Annotated in this window: 8 protein-coding genes; 1 reads left to right on the plus strand and 7 read right to left on the minus strand. The window is 58.1% G+C overall.

All coding sequences use genetic code 11. The annotated features are described in order from the left end of the window. Positions 1 to 49: 49 nt before the first annotated feature. From CUN63_RS05990 to CUN63_RS06005, 4 genes are all read right to left on the minus strand, one after another. Positions 50 to 3,235, minus strand: coding sequence for a hypothetical protein (locus tag CUN63_RS05990; protein WP_129437897.1), 3,186 nt, complete (start codon positions 3,233 to 3,235; stop codon positions 50 to 52). 19 nt (positions 3,236 to 3,254) lie between these two features. After that, positions 3,255 to 7,418 carry a neuraminidase-like domain-containing protein gene (locus tag CUN63_RS05995; protein ID WP_129437899.1) on the minus strand — a complete coding sequence of 1,388 codons (4,164 nt, stop codon included), beginning with the start codon at positions 7,416 to 7,418 and terminating at the stop codon, positions 3,255 to 3,257. Between the two features lie 102 nt (positions 7,419 to 7,520). Then, positions 7,521 to 12,284 carry a Tc toxin subunit A gene (locus tag CUN63_RS06000; protein ID WP_165353234.1) on the minus strand — a complete coding sequence of 1,588 codons (4,764 nt, stop codon included), beginning with the start codon at positions 12,282 to 12,284 and terminating at the stop codon, positions 7,521 to 7,523. A gap of 130 nt (positions 12,285 to 12,414) precedes the next feature. Continuing rightward, complete coding sequence (locus tag CUN63_RS06005) at positions 12,415 to 16,359, minus strand: hypothetical protein (RefSeq protein WP_129437903.1); 3,945 nt, start codon at positions 16,357 to 16,359, stop codon at positions 12,415 to 12,417. Between the two features lie 474 nt (positions 16,360 to 16,833). On the opposite strand from CUN63_RS06005, the gene CUN63_RS06010 reads away from it, so the two are divergent. Next, positions 16,834 to 17,205: a DUF6124 family protein gene (locus tag CUN63_RS06010; RefSeq protein ID WP_129437905.1), complete on the plus strand. Its 372-nt coding sequence runs from the start codon at positions 16,834 to 16,836 to the stop codon at positions 17,203 to 17,205. 158 nt (positions 17,206 to 17,363) lie between these two features. Here the strand turns inward: CUN63_RS06010 and CUN63_RS06015 are convergent, their stop codons facing one another. The 3 genes from CUN63_RS06015 to CUN63_RS06025 form a co-directional block, all read right to left on the minus strand. Beyond that, positions 17,364 to 17,723 (minus strand): PilZ domain-containing protein, encoded by a 360-nt coding sequence (locus CUN63_RS06015; protein WP_129437907.1) that lies wholly within the window; start codon positions 17,721 to 17,723, stop codon positions 17,364 to 17,366. 241 nt (positions 17,724 to 17,964) lie between these two features. Further along, positions 17,965 to 18,351, minus strand: a complete 387-nt coding sequence (locus CUN63_RS06020) for a tol-pal system YbgF family protein (RefSeq protein ID WP_046049689.1) — start codon at positions 18,349 to 18,351, stop codon at positions 17,965 to 17,967. Between the two features lie 144 nt (positions 18,352 to 18,495). Next, entirely contained in the window at positions 18,496 to 18,774 is a 279-nt protein-coding gene (locus CUN63_RS06025; protein WP_129437909.1) for a hypothetical protein, read from the minus strand. Positions 18,775 to 18,803 lie beyond the last annotated feature (29 nt).

An 18,803-nucleotide genomic window follows, 5' to 3' on the forward strand; every position in this document is an offset into this window, starting at 1 on the left:
GGATTTTGCTCACAGATGTACGGTGTATGTTGGTCCTCAGCCTGAAGAATCAGGGCGTGGGTCGGTCATACGGGATGCCTAATGAAAACGACTGCTGTGGCGACAGCTCAAGCAGATTGGCAGCCTCGGCAAACCAACGAAAACTTCCGTCCCTTTTATTGCCACATTTAGCGACCCATGTCAGCCCTGTCATGCCCATCATCGACCGTTTTTCGCCCAGCGCCGGTGCCACGGTTACGCTCAGGTCGTTCGGCAATGTCCCCGCCCAGCCCAACCTCACAGGGATACCCATGAGTGGATTGCCGATTACTGAAGGGGCAATGCTGTACGAATAATCGTTAGCGCGACGTGGAAACGCCGTTTGTTCCCCCAGTTTTTTACCCGATTCGAGGTCTCGGTAAAAGACCACGCCCAGCCACGGGCTTGTCGGCAACGCGTCAACCTCCAGGGAAGCCGATGATGATTGCCCCGTGTAAGGGCTGTTTACCTCAGCCTTGACCTCAGCCGGGCCTGTGGTCTTCGGTTGATAGGCATAGGATGACCAGCCGTCCCCCCGAGTGGGCACGATCAACGCTTGCGCATCTTCCTTTCCTTTCCAGCTCACGGGAATATTCGCCACGGGGGCTTTTGTGTAAAACGAGCCCACTTGAACCCACACCCTGGCACTTTCATTCTCCGCCAGCACCGGTCTGATCGTCGCCTCACGCTGGCCGATGATTTCCAGCCGGTTGTGCCCCAGTGACATGGCCATCGATGTCGAGGACATAGCCAGTTGAGGCAACGTCAACTGCAGTGAGAAGTCGCCTGCATGCTGACTGTTACGGCAATCGAGCGACCATCGGGCCCCACCCGATAAGATCTCGACACCAGTGCCCACAGCAGGCTCGACGATCACGTTCAGTTGCTCAACCGGTATGCCGTTCCAGTCGAGTTCCATCGATAAACCGGACAGAGGCCCCAATGGATTGGGCAGGAATGAGAATGCATGCTTCGCCCCAAGGCACGGGTACGACGAAACAGCGGAAAGCACCGGGGTTGTATCCAGCGAGACGCGGCCCTCATCGGCAAGATTTCGGGAGATCAATCGGCCAGACAGCTCCAGGTCCTGACTGATCACCTCGAGAGCGCTCAGCTTCAACTCGAACCTGCCGCTCTTCGTTGTCCCCCCCGTGATCGTCCATTGCAGTCCGGTAGCGGTAAGCTTTTTTGGCACGCCAATGGGTGGGTCAAACGTCAGTCCCAGGTCCGGATCAGAATTCCGCCAGTCCAGCGTTACATCCTTGTCGAGCAACTGGCTGCCAGACTTGGGTGTAAGTGTCAGGGTAACGGTCTCGCCACGCCAGCAGACAAAACCGAGCGCTGCGGGTACGAGCGGGTTGCCGATCGTCCACTCAACCTCGGCCTTCCAGGGGTTCGTCCGCCAGGCCGTGAACGGGAATGTCTCTTCAAGCGGTTCGCCCTCCTCGCCGCGAACTTGGATTGTGGCGACAAGACACTGAGTGCCATCTAAAGTCGGCTGATAGGACAACTCCGTCCAGCCCCCTTGGCCGGTGAACGTCTTGACTAGACCGCCAGGCGTCTGCCATTCGACTTCCACGTTCTCCACACCCTCCCGGGTCTCAGGTTCCACAAGCTGCACCAGCACTTGCACGCGCTCAGCTTGATCGATTACCGGGGAGCGATTGGCCTGGCGCGTATCACCGACAATGTACCGGTTGAGCCCCAGCGACATCCGATTGGAGCTGGACGTGTCTTGCAACCGCTTTGCCGCCAACAGCAACTCAAACTCGCCGTCCTTCGTTGCCTGAGTGCAATCGAGTGTCCAGACGACCTCCCCACTTTGCCAATCAACAGTCGTATTCAGTGGCGGAGTCACGGTAACGCCCAGCGACTCGGCCGATTCACCGTTCCAGATCAACATCAACGGATAGTCCGGCAGCTCGCTGCCCGGCGACGCACTCACGCGGACGGTGAACACTCCCCCGCGGTGGGGATAGCCGGCCCTGCTACCCCAGGACGATTGTGCTCCGCCCTCAAAAGCCACCTGTGCAGTGTCGAATGGATCAGCCTTCAGCACTTTGACTTCCAGCGTTTCATTCAACTCGCCGGACGTGTAGTAAGGGCTATCGATCGCAATGTTGACCTGTTGCAGGCCGGTTACCGCAGGCGAGTATTCAACGTCGACACCACCGGAGCTGTCGGTGTGGGTGACTTTCGACTCACCTTCCAGCAACCAGACAACCCGACGATCCACAAGGGGGAGGTCGGTGTAAAACGATTTCACCGTGCCTGTCAGACGGACTGACTGCTTATTGATGATCGGATCGAAATCACCGTTTTTGGGGTCTGCCAATGCGACGCGGTGATCGCCGATCGACAGTTTCAAAGGATAAGGTTCTGCATCCCACCTGCTGACAATCATCAGTTCAAGCTCACGCACAGATGCAGTGTCCGAGATACTGAATAACCAAGGGCTTTCCAGCACCTGCAATTTATTCAGTTCGGGGTCAATGACCACATTTGGGTCAAGGTCCTCGTTTTCGTCAGCCATCAATAAGGCAACTTCGGAGCCTTTCCACGCGCCGCCAGCCGCCTCCTGGAACGTCAGCCTGTGCGATTCCCCGACGCCAGTGGCTCCCCGGCATACATAAACGGTTCCATCGGCGTGCGTCTGCTCATCGACCTGCACATGAAGCAGTTGCAAAGGTTCCAGTTGAATCCCGAAGCGCACACGGGTAAAGCTCATTCCGGCGGGCTCGCGTACGTCCGGAAAACCAAAAAGCACGGCAAGTGACTCGGTGCGGTCATCGGGCTGAAGGTCAACTACGTATTCGCGATACACGGGAATGAAATCCAGAGGATCCGCTACCGGCAGGATCTCGTACGGCGGGTCGTCTGACGCCACCACGGTCCCGACCGGCAGTTCCATGTTCTCTCCCCATACATCATCGTGGGCGATTCGGAAAAAGCCGTTTGCTCGCGTACTTTGATACAGAAAGCTCAATACATGAGTCACACCCTCGTTGCGCAGCACCGGCAATGGGAACTTTTGCTCGAGAGTTGCCTGAACGACCAGGCGCGCGACGTAGATCCGTCCCCCTTCATAATCGGGTTCCTCCAGGCTGGCAGCGTGGTGTGGGGGGGCACCCTTTTTCCACCCCTCAAACCAATCATCTTTGTCAAAACTGCCATTGACTATCAGGCTCTCGCCTTTCCTTACGGATTTCTTATTCATGATGATCAAGTCCTTGTATTCAACCAAAGTCGCCGACTGCGCAACCCACCGAAAACCCCTCACTGGAACTCACGGCGTCGTCTCCGGGGGGGGCGAGCAGCTTTTCCACCTCGCGTGCCAGATCCGGTCCGCCATCCCTGGCCAGATAGCGGACGGTCACAATGATGTCGTTCAGAGTCGCAAGCATTGACGCTTGTTCTTCCTTGCCATGCCGGGGGAAGCTCAACGTCCAATTCGACACCGCACCGGTACCTTCGAAGGGCAGGTAACGGTCGTCGGTCGCCATGACGACCATGCCGTTATCGTCCAGGCCGGTGGAAACGCAGATCTGTTGGCTGTTGCGCACGTTGATCTTGATATCCGGCCCCGCCGCGCTGTCCTTCACGCCGTGCATGAACTGCACCGCTGAAAACAGTGGTTTTGTCAACGTATGGCTGCCACGCTGCACCAGAGTCGCTCGCACGTCCTGATAAGGCCCCACCAATACTGGCAGCGAAACGCTGACCGAAATGATCTGCCGGCAGTAATGCCCCGGGTAATCGAAGTCGAACAGCTTTTGGGTGAGGTTAAAGTTCAGGCTGCCCGCCCCGTCGATGGGGTCAAATACCGTCAAGGCCTCCCGCCAATTGCCAAAGTCTTGGTCCGCCGCATGGACCGGATTATCGAACAGCTGTCGCAACGACACCGTCTTGACCAGCTCCAGCCGCCGTTCGTGTCGTTTGAGGTACTCGCTTTCCAGCAACAGCAAGTCCAGTTTCAGCGACTCGGCCGCCGTCAGGCCGTGGTACTTCTCCATCCACACTTCCGGGCGAATAAAGGACTTTGAGTCATAGTCGCCGGTTTCGTAGCGCAGGCAGGTTTCAACGGTCTGACACAGTGAGATCACCGCATCATGGGCCGGAAAATAAAGGTTCTTCATCTGGCCCAGCATCCAGGAGCTGAGTTCGACCGTGGTCAAGCGCTCCTGTTTGTAAAACGTGTAAAGCGCCTGAGCCTGGGCACTCGCGGTTTCGGTCTGGCGCAGGCTGGCCGTGGCCGCGCTGATGGAGTGGTCATGAGCCAGCAGTTGCTGATCCATCGCCTGCAGTTCAAGCCTGGCCTGCTGGCTGTTGAAGTTCCAGTCTTGCTGGCGACGCCGGTACTGTTCGGAGCTGGCCATGCGGTCGGCGTCCATGAGCAAGCCTTCCGAGATCACTTGCATCCCGTAACCTACAGCACGAAAGGGACTGCCAATCTGATGACCGCCATTGGCCAGACCGAAGACATTGGGAAATGTATCGACAATGGCGCCCACGCCGTTCAACGCGGAACCCGTGGCAGCAAATATTTTGCTAGCCAGTATTTGATCCATGACCTCGTATTCGACCACCGACACATTCTCGCGGGATAACTGCTCGAAATGCACCATGCGTGCCTGCACCTGCCCCCGGGTTTGCAACAACGCATTCCTGGCCTCTTGCAACTGGCTGATGGTTTCCTTCTGAACATTTTCGGCAAAGGCACCCAACTCGATCAAATGGCTCTGTTGCAATTCCTCCTGCTGGCCGCGATCACGCTGCTCCATATGAAGGCGCAATTGCTCGCCAAAACGCGCATGGGTTTCCACGGCACGCAAGGCCATTTCCAGCATCGTGCGGAACCGATACGGTGGCACCACCAGTTGCCCCCCCATCCGTCGTGCCAGACCATCGGTGCCGGCCGCTTGTGCCCGCAACAGTTCCCGAGGGTCCGCTGGCGGCGCGTAAAGGGGCAGGGACAACGGTTTGCCATCCAGCGTCAGGTAGTGACGCAGGTTGAACATTCGTTGACTGATTTCACGGTAAGTATTCAGCCACTCCTGGTTGAGCGGTGCCCGAAAGACGTTGACCCCCAGCATCTCCAGTCGGGGTCGGGTGGTCGTGCCCTGGGGCCAAGTGTCCGCCGACAGCACAAATGTTTGCTCGAACTCCCTCAATGTCTGACGTTCGCCCAGTTCGCTAATCAGATCTTCGATGGGTTGGGGCACCCAATCGTTGGCCGTACCAAACTCAGGGGCTTCGCCCATCAGCGACTGCGCACGCAAGTAATGCAATTGCGCCGCCGCCAGACTGTCGCGGGTCAACTGCCGGTACAACCAGTCGCCCCATTCGATCAGCGTACGCACATACCCCATGAACAAGGCAATCTGGTAATGCCTGGGTTTGCCATAGGCAATGGCGTCCGGGTCATTGGGCAAGGCCAGTTCATGGGCAATGTCGCCCGGCAGGTTGAGCGGCCGGCAGCGCCAATAGTCGGGGGCGTCCGGCACACCGGGTTCGATGTCCGTAAAAGACTGCGCCTTCAATTGCGGATCGAACAGGTAATGACTCCAGCGCTGAGCCTCAAGAAAACGCCCTTCATCGCGCAGGCGATGGGTGACCAGGTGCACCAGGTGAAAAAACAACTCCCAGAAGTACAGCCCATTGCTGCCGTCGAAGGGGCCATTGATTTCCACGGCACCACCGGGCAGCGCGGGTTCTGGCAAATGCTGGGTCGTCCAGTCCAGTACCGCCGCCACGGAAATATCTGCCCGGGCCACCAGTTGCGGGCCAATCAGCGTATTCAGTCGGGTGTAACGGAATTTTTGCCCGGCGATCGCATTATTGAAGTCCAGAAACTGCGCCGCCGAGTCGGTGCTTCGATGGAGTTTTGGCACCACATACGTTTGCGGTAATGAGGACAGCTTCACATCGAAAGCGTTGCGACCGTGCCCCTCGGCCCCAAACACAAAAGGAATCGCCTTATTGATGGGTAATTCACCACCACCGCGTTCTATTTTCATCCACGGTGTGCGCAGATTTCCGTCGATATTGAGCTTGCCTGTCCATGGTGCCGGGTCTACTTCTGTCGCGGTGGTGAATTCAAGTTTGAACGTCGCCTCCACGCCGCCAAGGTTCTTGTCGCAGGTCCCCCGCACCCGCAGGACGTCCTTCAGCGTGCCGGCTACCAACTCGCGCGCAATGGTCACCTCCAGCTTGAGGTGCTCATTCAGGTCTCCCGACTCGTTGGTTGTACTGTCCACCGTCAACGAAATGCGCTCCTGCGGCATGACGGAGAACTGCAACGTATCGCGGTCCTTGAACCGTACGTGCGCCAACTCCAACAGGGCGGCCATTTCGTTCGGCCGCTTGCGAAACAGCGTGTCACGGATCTCGTAGATGGAAGGCTTGCCGTCGTCATCCTCGTCCATCGATGAGAGGCCGGTGAAACACACCGCCAGTTTGTCATCCGCGCCGCGTTGCTCGGCAAACACCACCGCTACCAGACGCCCCGTTAACGGTTCAAAGTCCTTGTCGTACTGCGACTGGTGCAAAGTCACCGGAGCGGACCATTGCCCGCTGATTGTCACGAAAGACGCCAGCACGTCCAGCCGCGCCGGCTCCACCTGCTGACCTTCATCGTTAGTCAGCGCCTCGGCCCAGGTGGCCCAGACCACGGACAAACGTCCCCTCCAGAACACTGGACGAATATCCAGCATCGTTTCAGTCAACGGAATATCGATCGATTGCCACTCGCCCCAGGCCGTCGGGTTGACATAGTTCGGGTTTGCAGAGACATCGATCCGCGCCTTACGCCAGAAATACCGGTAAGGCGGAGTGCGCTCCCTGCCGATGAAATAATACGTGGCGTCCTTGAAGTCGCTGCGGTCGATATAACCGCTGAGCACCTCCATGTCACAGGTTTCCTGGAAGGCTCGCAAATACTCCTTGATCGCACTGTGCACGGAATCTTCGGTGAGCCGCGTCTGGTTCAGGTTGCTTTCAAGGGTTTTGAACAAACTCGTCCGTTTGATCCGCAACGAGGGATCGATAAAATTTTCCGGGTAATCCTCGACCATTTGATTGGCGGCCCAGATATCAAAGCGACTTTGGATGTTCTGCCAGTACTCCACATCTTCAGGGTCGAAACGCGCCTCGGAATAACCCGGTTCCATGCCGTTGTATACGCTGTTGATGTACTGCTGGACGCTGGCGATCGCCTGCGCCACATGAGTGGTCCGAGGCTCGGCACTGACCTGCGGGTCGACGAACAACAGCTCGTACAAATCGTCCCGGGTCACCGGTTTTACGCCACCCGGTTGTGTAATCAGTCGTGTATTGCGCGCGAGGCTGGCGACGGCGTCGAGCAATGACTGAGCCATTGGGCCCTGGTTGGACATCGACATGTTGGACTCCCATCCTGTTAACTCAATGCCTCAGCCCGACAACGGGCGCAGGGGCAACCGTGGTTTACCGAACGCCAGGGCCTGGTGGCCCCGGCGAGACATTCAGCTCGCGGCAGGTTTTCTCAACGTGCCCGGCAAAAATAAAAGCTCGCTCACTTGCGAGCAATTGAGTGCCAACTGGAAATCGCCATCGCGCACATCGGCGCAATCGATGAGCCAGGACAACGGTTCGCCCGGTTTAAACGCTTCGGTAGCGGCAAGCCTTGGCGTGAACGTTATGCCCATTGCGGCGGCGCTATGGACGGCACTCCAGCCGACAACGGCGGTCGCCTTTTCCCTTTCGGGCAGCGCACTCACCGGCTCGATCTCCAGCCGGTAGCGACTGTTTCTCAGCAAGGGCAGCGTGTCGTTCACCTGTTCTACGGGGTGTTCGACGCCGTCCTCCAGCCTGAAGAGCTTGACGTCCCATATGAAAGCCGCCTCGACGGTCAGGTTGAAAACCTTCCCGGAGTCCTGGTCTTCCGGTTGTGCCGTTACCTTGTACGTCCCTTCGTTACTGACCTTGAATGGGAACGTCGAGCGCCCGGCCGAATCGGTTTCGATCGTAATGCTTTGGGGGGCGGCCCCTTTTTTCGAGCTCGATTCAATGCTCCATCTGACCGGATACTTCGTGATCGGACGAGCACCGTCCGAGAGGCTGTCCTTGAGCTCGATCCAGAGCATGCTCGGCTCACGCGCCCCCGCGACAGGCGCCCTATAGTCGGTGGACCAGTCCGTAATCAACACATCCTCAGCCACGAAGATCTCTATACGTTCCTGCAGACCGAGCGTGCCGACTTCCGCCGTCACCTCCGATTCACCTGCGCTGTCCAACCTGGACGTCCAGACAGCACGACCGTGTTCATCGGTCTTCGCGGTTCCCACATTGATTCCCACACTCCATCGAACGTCGTAGCCCGCATACCCTTCACCGTCTAACCCGATCACATCACATACCAACCGCAACGACCGGCCAGACACGGCTGCCGAATCGATATAAAAGGCTTTGATGCGGGGCTCATCGACAAATCTGATGTCGGTGAACACTGCGGCCTCCCCGCTGAGCGCATGGCGGGCAATGACTCTCTCCGCCCCCGGCTGCCGGCTCGTCAAGTACACTCTGGCGATACCCTCGCTGTTGGTGAAGGTTTCTTCCGGACTGATCGTGCCCAACATCGAGGACCAGGAAATCGGCTTGCCGATGGCCAGGTTTCCATATTCATCGATGACCCGCACCGAAACCCTGGCGGTGTCTTTTCCATCGGCCAGCAATTCGCGATCCGGCACGACCTCTTTACTGAACGTCTCAAAGTACAGAGCATCACCGCAATCAATCACTACGGTGCCCGCATGGACCTCTTCACGCATGTCCAGCCTATACGACACATGAGCAGCGCCCATTTCACTGTCGGCCAGCAATCGGGTCGACGTCTTGCCCTCATGGTCGGTACGGGTGGCGTAATCCAACAGCACCCCGACTCCGCTGTGGCTCCAGTACACATCGACATACTTCATCAACTCACCGGCGAAGTTGCGCAGGACCAGAGTGAAGGTCGCCATTTCACCCGGCACATTGGCCACCAGTTTTTTGTTGTCCACCTGGCAACGTACATCAAGGCTTTGGCCGAACTCGCCAAGGGGCTCGTCCTGTCCGTCCACAGACGCCCGCGACAGGCTTTCCAGCGCACGCTCTGCGGCCTCGCGATAGGCTTCGTCGCTGCTTTTAGGCGTCAAACGTCCCAACGTCAGCAACGTTGTGAACCCCATGCCTGTCAGCTCCTCGCCTTCCAGTAATCGCAACAGCAACGCCAGTTGCGGCAGGTTGCGGATCAGCGGTTTGGGTGCCTCGGATCCGTCCTGCGCAGGCGGGTTGACATGGGCGGCGCACTCCAGAACGTCTCTGATGCCACAGCCGAAAAAGTCGGCCAACTTCCCGGCCGCCGCATCACGTACCAGGCTCAGGGCATCCTCGGAGAGGTCCTCGGGCAGTTGATTGACCATTTTCAAGTAGTCGAGCAGTTTCTCAGCCGGTTGCCTGGCCAGTTTCACGGCCCGACCGTACAGAGTCAGATAGAAGATGGTTCTGAGTGACAGCTCGCTTCTGTCCTCCACGCCGAACCAGGTCGATTGTCCACCTTCCAGGTACTGCACCAACATCGCCGAACTGAGCTTGATCTCGCGGGCCACGCTACTGCGCCGGCTCAATTCGACGAGCAACCGCAAAAACTCCCGTCGCTCGGACTCCTCAGGTTCAGGGGGCTCAACCGGCTCCTCGGCGGCTTCCGCCGGCAGGCCTGCGGGAATGGCCTTGATCGCCTGGTCAAGGAGTTGATAGACATTACCGCCCGACCAGTCGATAACCGGCAATACCAGGTCCGAAGACAACTCCAGATACACCGCAAAACTTTCCTGCACCACCGTGCGCTGTCCCGTCCGGGTCTTTAATACCGCCGTCAGGATGGTGTCTTCTACCCAGGGCATGCTCTCTAACGGAACGCCGGCGGCCTTCACTGCCGCATTGATTTCCACACTGGCGCGGTCCCGGTAACTGTTTTCGGACTCCCCGCTCCGGCCGATTATCAGCCCGGCACCGTCCACCAACTCTGCAAGCAGCTGCATCCAGCCTCGAAGGGGCTTGTCGGGTGGTACCCCTGCGTCCAGCAGTAGCACTTCGCTCATGCGTACCGGTTGCAGCTGGGTATTCAATTGCTCCAGCAACTTGAGTTCCGCATCGGCCGCCGCCACCGGCACCTGCACCGGCTGCACATGCTGCATCAGCCACATTGCGCTCAACTGTTCGTGCCGGCTCCAAAACACTGCCGTAAGCGCTGCATGGATAACACTCAACGTATCGGTCTGCGTCGTGAGTCTGTGCAGGGCAACCTGCGTAGGCCCCGCCAGTTGAGCGAGCCAACCATCGTTTTCGGTATCCAGAAAATTCAGCAGCGCCACCCCTTCCAACGGGCTGATGCCAAACAAGCGAGGCAGTCGATAAAAACTCGATAGCACCGAGAGGCTGCGCTTGAGCTTCATGGCCGACGCGCCGGCCTCCGGGTCATGGGCAATCGCAATCAACACGGCCAGATACCGGTAAGTGCTGAAGGTAATGCCCAGGGCCGCACAAATGTGATCGGCGGTACGTTGATCTTCGTCGTTTTGCGGGACCACGGAGAACTCGACGTCATCGATCTGCAGTGGCTTGAGGAACAACGATTGCGCGTTGTAAATACGGTCGAACTGCGAGAGTTCCTTGCCCCGCCCATACACCGAAACAACGTCCAGAAAGGCCGCACACTCTTCCGCCGTACAGCCGTAATCGCCTCGCAACTCTTGAAACAGGCCAATAGAGCGCATCGTGTCATCAGTGATCCAGATGACTTTGACGCGCGCCGATCCTCCACGGTTTTCGGCGTTGATTGACGCAATGATCAATTGGTCAGTCTCGTAGGCCGCCAGACCCAGCCAGCGATCCAGGCGCACCTTGCGATTGATGCGGTCAAAACGATGCTGGTTGCTGCTGTCCAGATTCCGGAGCCTGAAATTCACTGCGTTGCCGTTGCTCACCCTTTGCAGAGAGATCGGCTCTCCCTGGCCACCATTGACATACACCGATCCGAAATCGACCGGGGTGGTCGGTGCGGCAGGATTCGTTTCGTCGATCGGCTTGAGCGGGTCTCGCCCCCTGAGCAGGGCCGGGGCATTGGGAGACAACACAGGGGCAAACGAGCCAATGGAAAACAGCGCCTCCACCCCGGTCTGATCAAGCTGCGTGGCCCGGCTGAACGCATCGAGGTCCAGCAATTCCTGATAGCGTTCACAGTTGAAGTTGTCCCGAAAAAAGTCCTCGATCGGAGTATTCGATGGCTCAACGACATGCCGGGTTCGCGGGTTGACCCAGGGCAGCGCCGGTCTTTTATCACCGAGGGAGGACGAGGCGGGCGTGCGCCCAGGCTCGGTCAACAGCGCCTGCTGTCCGGGTGCCAGGCCTGACGTCATGCGCAAGGCAATATCGGAATTGGCACCACGGGCACCCGTTTCCTTGAAGTACGGATACTGCAAGTCAGTCAGGCGCACGATATCGCCCAGCAGGTTGGACGTCCTGCGAGCCTTGACGGCATGTTCAATGGTTTGCCAGGAGCGGTCGAAAGGTAGTGTGTTGGGGTAGCGCGCGGTGATCAGCAAACCGTCGATGTCCAACGGGACCTGCTTGTTGGCTTCGATGTTGGCCATCAACACCTCGGTCACGATACTGATCGCCGGTTCCACACGATTGACCGCGCCCTCGTCGATCAAAAGAGCCCACAGATCGGGACGTCGCACGTTCAGACCAATGCTTTGCCCTGGCGCCCCGCTGGGCTCAACATTGAGTAACGCCCATTGAATGATCGACATCAGGTACGCCACCGGGGAAACGCTCGATTCAATAGACCCGGCGGGGCTGCTGTTGGCCAGATCCGGCTTGAACAGATCGGCGAACGTCGGCCCGTCAACCAGCGCTCGCACGCCGGTACGCGGCCCGCGGCCGGCATCCTCGTGGCGCGTCAAACGCTGCTCGCGGAACTCACGCGCCAGGTACCGGGCCAGGCTGTAACTGCGCTGCAGCAACAGACGCCCCTCGTGCGCGGTGAGTTTGAACTCCTTGCACAGATCGGCGTGGCGTCGCTGCACCAGATCGAACACGTTACCGCCCTTGTCCATGAACGCCTGCAACGTGCCCAACCGGGCAATGCGCGCCTCATCGAAGAGATTAACCAGCAGTTGCTGGCTGGGACGAAGACTGGAACCTGTCATTGTCATGCTCCTTGATTGACCGATAGCGCCGAGCATCGGCCTGGGCGCTTGAAAAGCGCATACTGTGGGGAGATTCAATACCTGCATCGGAGCCGCGTCTACTGTCATAAATGACAGTAGACGCAACTATTTATCTAAATATTCACGCATCGACATGAACGCTCATTCAACCCGCGTTAACCACCCGCAGCCGGACGGGCACCGGCATCCAGTCAGACGGTGTCCCTGCTTTGGTTACATTCCCGGTAATGACAAACTGGCCAATTGGCAACGTACGTGTGACGACGATCGCCCAATGCCCCTGAGCGTCCGCCACACCCGTGCCGTAACCGGTATTACCGTCACCGTCCTTGCGCAGGTTCACGGTCGCCCCCGGCAATGCGATGCCGCGGATCAATGGGCGAGGGGGGACTTGAGCGTTGCTCTGTGGGCTGAGTATGACCAGGGGTCTGATTGTGTTTGTCACGGTGACGTTGATCGGGCCGAAAAAGACTGAGAGCTGGCCGTCGATAAACTGTCGCGCCACAATCTGATGCGGTCCAACAGTCAGCACAGGCAGACGAACCGACCACATGCCCTGTGCATCCACGATGGCGCTGGCTTCGACCTGCGTCAGGTTGTTGTGTTTATGCACATCGATACGGGCACCCGGCATGCCAGTACCGCTGATCAGTGGCTGCACTTCGACTTGTTCGTTCATCTGCGGCCCGATAATGACGGGGCCTGGAAAATTGGCGGGTACCTGAACCACAGTCAACGCCTGATTCGACAGCCGCAAGGCCGACGACACATCATCCCGGAGCTGACGAACAGAACAGGTAAACGCCCCTACCGGCAACGCTGCCGTGAAACTGGCCGTCCAACGCCCCTCGCGGTCCACGAAACCACCGGCCAATTCGGTGAGGACGCCTGCTTTAAAAATCTGAACATACGCCCCTGGCACACCACTGCCCGACATCACCGGCTTGCGCCCCACGCGGTCACCTGGCTTTGGATAATCGATCGTCGGTGCCGTGAAGTCCCTGGGCAATTTCTCCACCATAAAACGCCCGCTTTCGACCCGCTCCGATACGACGCCCCCAGAGATTTGTTGCACCACGACCCGGCAAGCCCCCTCCGGCAACGTCTGCGAACTCTGTATCTCCCATCGCCCGTAGGCATCGGCAGTTGTGGACGCCAGCACCTGCGCAGGGTTGAAGCAGGAGGCAACGGTGATCGCCGCCCCCGGCGTGGCCAGCCCCCGGTAAAACGGTTGGGCGCCCACCCAGTCACCGGCGGCCGGTTCGTAAAGGGTCGGCCCGGCAGCGAGCAACGTCACGCTGGCGACACTCCAGTCCGACACCACGGCATTAAAGGTACTGAGTGCACGATACAAGTAAGGATCTGCCCCTCCCAGCACATGGGTCAATTTGCCAGACCAGTAACCCTGCGGATCCACCACAAAACTACCGATGACCTCCGTGTAACCATCCCGCGTCACGCTCACCGTATCGCCGGGATAACCCGCCCCGGACGCCACTACCCACGCTGGCGTGACGAATTCGCCCCCGCTCGGGCTTTCGATCACCGGCGCATTCGGCACGACGGTGAACACACGATTGATACTGGGCCGCATCCCGCCCCTGTAACTCTGCTCGGCCACCATTGTTGTCGAGCCCACAGTCGGCAGGTTGACAGTCCGGCGCCATTGGCCATTCGCGCCCACCGGAATGTCGGATGCAATCACCGTGTTGCCAATCTTCAGCGTGACCGACGCTCCGGGTATACCGGTGCCCACCACCTCGCTGCTGCGAGCAAACCGGGCATTGGCAGCGGGCGTGGTGATGACCGGCAACCCCACCTTGACGTTGAAGACTATCGCGGCACTGGGTTCGGATGGATACGTCCCGAACTGTTGCACGACATAGATAACCTGCTGCCCCTCTTTCTCGAACTCCTTGTCGAGCTCAACCGCCCAGGCACCCGTGGTCGATACGGTCGTTTGCCCCAACACCTTGTTGCTGCTCGTTGCGTCGAACACTTTGATCGTGCTGCCCGGGAAAGCGTTCGTGCCCCGGACGATGAGTTTGAAACCCACCTCGTTATTGTTCTGCGGGTAAGTAATGCCCGGCACCGGGGTTTTGACCGTGAAGGTGTGATCCTTCCAGGTGGATGCCTGTCCGCCAAACGTCGCTTCTACCTGAACGGTGATCGAGCCGGGAGACTTCAGCGTGGCGTTAAAACCCCAATACCCTGTCGTGGCGTTGGACTTGAACGCGTGGATCTGCGCGCCATCCTTGTAGCGCACGACGACATCGGCATTCGGCCAGGTGGTGCCGTTGAACTCTGTCGTTAGCTCCACGGGCGCGCTGCCGGGTTTGGTGACGAGCGACGGGTCAGGTTTGATGATCAGATTGGGCGCTGTTGCCGCAGTGGACCAGACGTTGTTCATCAACTGAAAGACAGTGACCACGTAAGTACCGGGGGCCAACTTGGCAGTAGCCCTGACGGTCCACGTACCGCCAGCGGCCACATTTGCTTGCCCCAGAAGGGCATGAGTGCTGCCGTTGAGCCGGACTTCGATCCTGGCAGCGGCCTGCCCCGTCCAGACGTTGCCTCGCCCGGTGAACGTAGGGATCTGTCCGCTCAGAGTGGGAGTATTGAGGATCGGCTCGGGCGTAATCATCGTCACTACTGCCGTGGTCCAACTCGCGTTCTTGATCCGACCACCGATGCCGTCAGTAACGCTCTGCTGTGCGTCGAACGTGTATGGAGAGTTACGTGGCAAGAGACCCATGATGTCCCTTGTCCAGCTTCCGCTTGAGGCATCGACATCCGGCAAGGTCGGCGCACTAGGCTGCCTGTAATGAATGTGGACCTTCGTATCCGCGCCCACAGCGTTATATGCCGTGCCTGACAAACGCACGGTGGTCTCGTTGGGGTACGTGACAGTGATTGGCGGTAACTGGGGGGGTCGGATGTTGAATCCGCGCGGAGCACCTCGCTGTGACTGTTTCCCGCTATGGTTTTGTAACGCAACCAGAGATTGGTTCCCCGGGTCCACAGTGACCTGAGCGGTCCAGTTCGCACTCGTCAACACGCCACTTTCGCCGACCTTCGTGGTTCCCAAATCCTTGAATATCTCGACCTTGGCGCCGAGAAGCCCCTGGTTACCGGAAAGGGTGAACGTCTGGTTCTGTTGGCTACCGGAAGCAGGGGCGGCGATGACTGGAGTGCCCAGTACACGAAAGGTCAGTGGGTCGGAAAAAGTGTATGAGCCTCCCAAAAGATACCGGGATCGCACAGTTATAACGCCACTAGGCAGACGCGGCGTTTCTTTGGCAGCAGCTTCCCAGAGTTTGGTCTCTTGGTCCGGCTCCGCAACGACGCTCACTACTTCGTTAAGGTCTTTCTGATTCACCACTGTGACGGGAAAAGTGAACAAGGAGCTTGTCCGGCCCTTGAAGACGATCTTATCGCTGCGCACAACTTCATTCGACGTGGGTGAGGTGAATACAAGACCCGAAACCCATAGAACAACCCTTTCAGAGTAAACAGGCGGGTAAGTGCCGAAAGACATCTGCGCAATAATCCCGTTGCCCGGGGTCTGGGGTATATATTGGTTCAGCTCGACTTCCCAGGTACCTAAGCTAGATACGTCGACAAAATCGCTCAAGACAACGTTCAGATTATCGGACCGGACGATTCTAATCTTCGCGCCTGGTGCCCCCTCTCCTTTGACTCGCAGAGGATTCATTACCGACTGAAGGCTCAACGGCTCCGTGATGCGTACGGGCTTTCCTGCCCAGCACTCCCTCCGTAAGCGCTCACGGGGATAACCACTCCTGAAACCTTCAAACAACAATGGCGTTGCGTGGGTGTAATCCAGACTCCCCGCAGAGGGAAAGTCGAATCGCAAACCGGCTAACAAAAGCAGCCCATCCACCTTGGCAACTTCTGAGCCAGCTGCCTTCAGAGACAGCCATACTTTATCCGGCAGAATCCCGCCTAAACTCCAGACAAAGTGGGGGTTGCGTCCTGTAAACGACATACTTTCGGGACCATGTAGTTGCATGCCAAAAATCTCGTCGTCCCCTTCGGAAGTCATCTCAGTGCGTTCTTCGTCTGCCATGAGGAAATTACCTATCAGCCTGGTAAGGAGAGTTGATTTCTTGACTCCTGTTCTACAACGCCTCCAACAGACCTTCAACCTGTAAAAACTGACAGTCCCGACGAACGGCAAGCCCCTTCGCCAACTCATTCGCAGTGATTCTTCAGCAGTCGGCGAGTGACTACACCGCCTTGCGTAACGGACTACAGATCCGCCAGAATCCGCCGGCTTGTGCGCCTTGGTATTGCCCCGTAACTTGATCCGCGTCGCTGCCAATCAGCGGCCGGGTTTAGTCGCCTGGGTAGGTATTGCGAAAGGTGCATAAGCGTCATCCAGTCGGGTATTCCCTATCCCCGCACTCGATGGTGGCTGTGCGCAGGGCGCCCTCGGGCGCGCCGGTTTTTTCGTAATCCTCCCGGTCGACTAACCTGCGTACAGCCGCCACCCCTCGTTTAGTCGCGAGACGGTGGTAGCCCCATTAGAGGATTTACGTTTATGTTCAAACCAACACCGAATCCCCCCGAAACCAACCCGGTTTCCCCCTACTCCACCCTCGATTCAAAAAAGCTCCACGCCGCTGCCGACAAGGCGCTGGACCATTACCTCAAACCCGACATCAACCACCTCCGCTCTTCCCAGGACCGCGCCATGAAAATGTTCACCGTTGTCCCCGATGCCAATCCCGAAGCCTTGACCATCGAGACCTACGAGGCCTTTTCGACCGTCAGCATTCTGCTGCTCGACCTGGCTGAAAGCCTGGACGACAGACCGCGTCACCTGGCGATGGCGATTTATCGGATGAGTGAGTTGGGGTTGATGCTGGTGGAGCGGTCACTGGCGAACGAGATGGCGATCAAGACGACGTAGCATTTCAGCCGTTGGTTCTTTGTTGTTTGCGCTGACGTCATCGCGAGCAAGCTCGCTCCCACAGGAGATCGTTGCTGGGCACAAATCTTGTGGATCAACACCGAGCCCCTGTGGGAGCGAGCTTGCTCGCGATGGCTATCGCCAAGATTGCGTAGATTTCAGGCAGAGGCAGGCAACGACTGAAAACTGAAGTATCGCTTCAAGGCGCTGATCAGTTGCCCATACTCCGGCGGGGCCCGTTGCAGGCTGAACCCGGCGTCATAGTGGTGAGGGGTCGTGTCTTCATGGCACCACAGGCAACACGCCTGAAGATCAATGACCTGCATGCAGCCATCGCTGGCAGGGATTTTCAGGCGCAAATCGAAATCGGCGCCGATCATCATCGGCAACTGACTGATCAGCATCAGCCCGTCTTCGGACACGTTGCCCAGAAAGCCGATGGGTTTGTCGGTGACGCTGTTGAACACTCTTAGAAAATACGGCAGTTGATGCCGCTCGATCCGGCGGTCAGTGAACATGCGCAAATGGCCCAGCAAGGCCCTTAAGCAGAGCCGCACTAATGCTTCGGAACGGGCCTGCTTCTTTTATACAGAGGCATGGGCGCGCTCTCCCCGATCCCGGTGCGACAGTCCATAAAGCTGCTGCCGCTTACTCCTGCCGATCACAGGTGTTGCGTCGATTAGAGGCAAGGCTCTAAATCGATCTATTCGACTATAGCTCACCACCGCCGGTGAGCCAGTCTTTGAACAACTACGGCAATCAGAACTGCGTCGGGCGCACGACCGCAGCCGCACTGCGCAGCGGGTAGTGGCCCAGCGACTGCAAGGTTTCCAGGCGGGCGCGGGCGCGGTAGGCGTATTCACTTTGCGGGTACGAGGCCATGATGAACTGGTAGGTTTGCGCCGCATCGACAAACAGTTTCTGCCGTTCCAGGCACAAGCCGCGCAACATCGACACCTCCGGCCACACATACGGCCGCGCGCGGCTGGCGCGTTCGACTTTGGACAGTTCGAGCGTTACTTGCTCGCAATTGCCACGGTCATAGGCGCTGTAGGCGTTATTCAAATGATGGTTCATCGACCAACGGGTGCAGCCCGTGACGCTGAGGGCACTGATGGCAAGGGCGGCAATGAGCACGAATCGCATGGGGGTTCTCCTGTCTTGAGCTCTGTATCGACCCGCTGGCGGAAATCTTCAGGGAACCCATATTGAAATAACGCTGCGCCAAAATCTGTACATAAAAAGCGCCGACCTGGGTCGGCGCTTGTTCACCGCGACTAAAACGCCGGATCAATCGACTGTGAATGCTCGATCGGGTGACCAGGCCGAAGCAAAACCATCACGCCGCTGACGTGCAGTAATGCTGTGCACACCTTTCAGCAATTTGGCCGACCCCTGCCAAGTGCCAGCAGCACTCACGGTCGAAATCAGCAGAGCACCGCCTGCGACTGCGACCTCAACAGTCGCGCCAGGCTCTCCACTGCCCGTGATATTGAACGGATCGGAAACCGTTGAACCCTCTACCGGTTGCACGATGACTGGAATGGAAATCTGAGTCTGTGTTGTCATCTTCATCTCCTTGGTGCGTCACCTGTTGA

Origin of the sequence: Pseudomonas sp. ACM7, from assembly GCF_004136015.1 — a bacterium.
Taxonomy (GTDB): Bacteria; Pseudomonadota; Gammaproteobacteria; order Pseudomonadales; family Pseudomonadaceae; genus Aquipseudomonas; species Aquipseudomonas frigoris.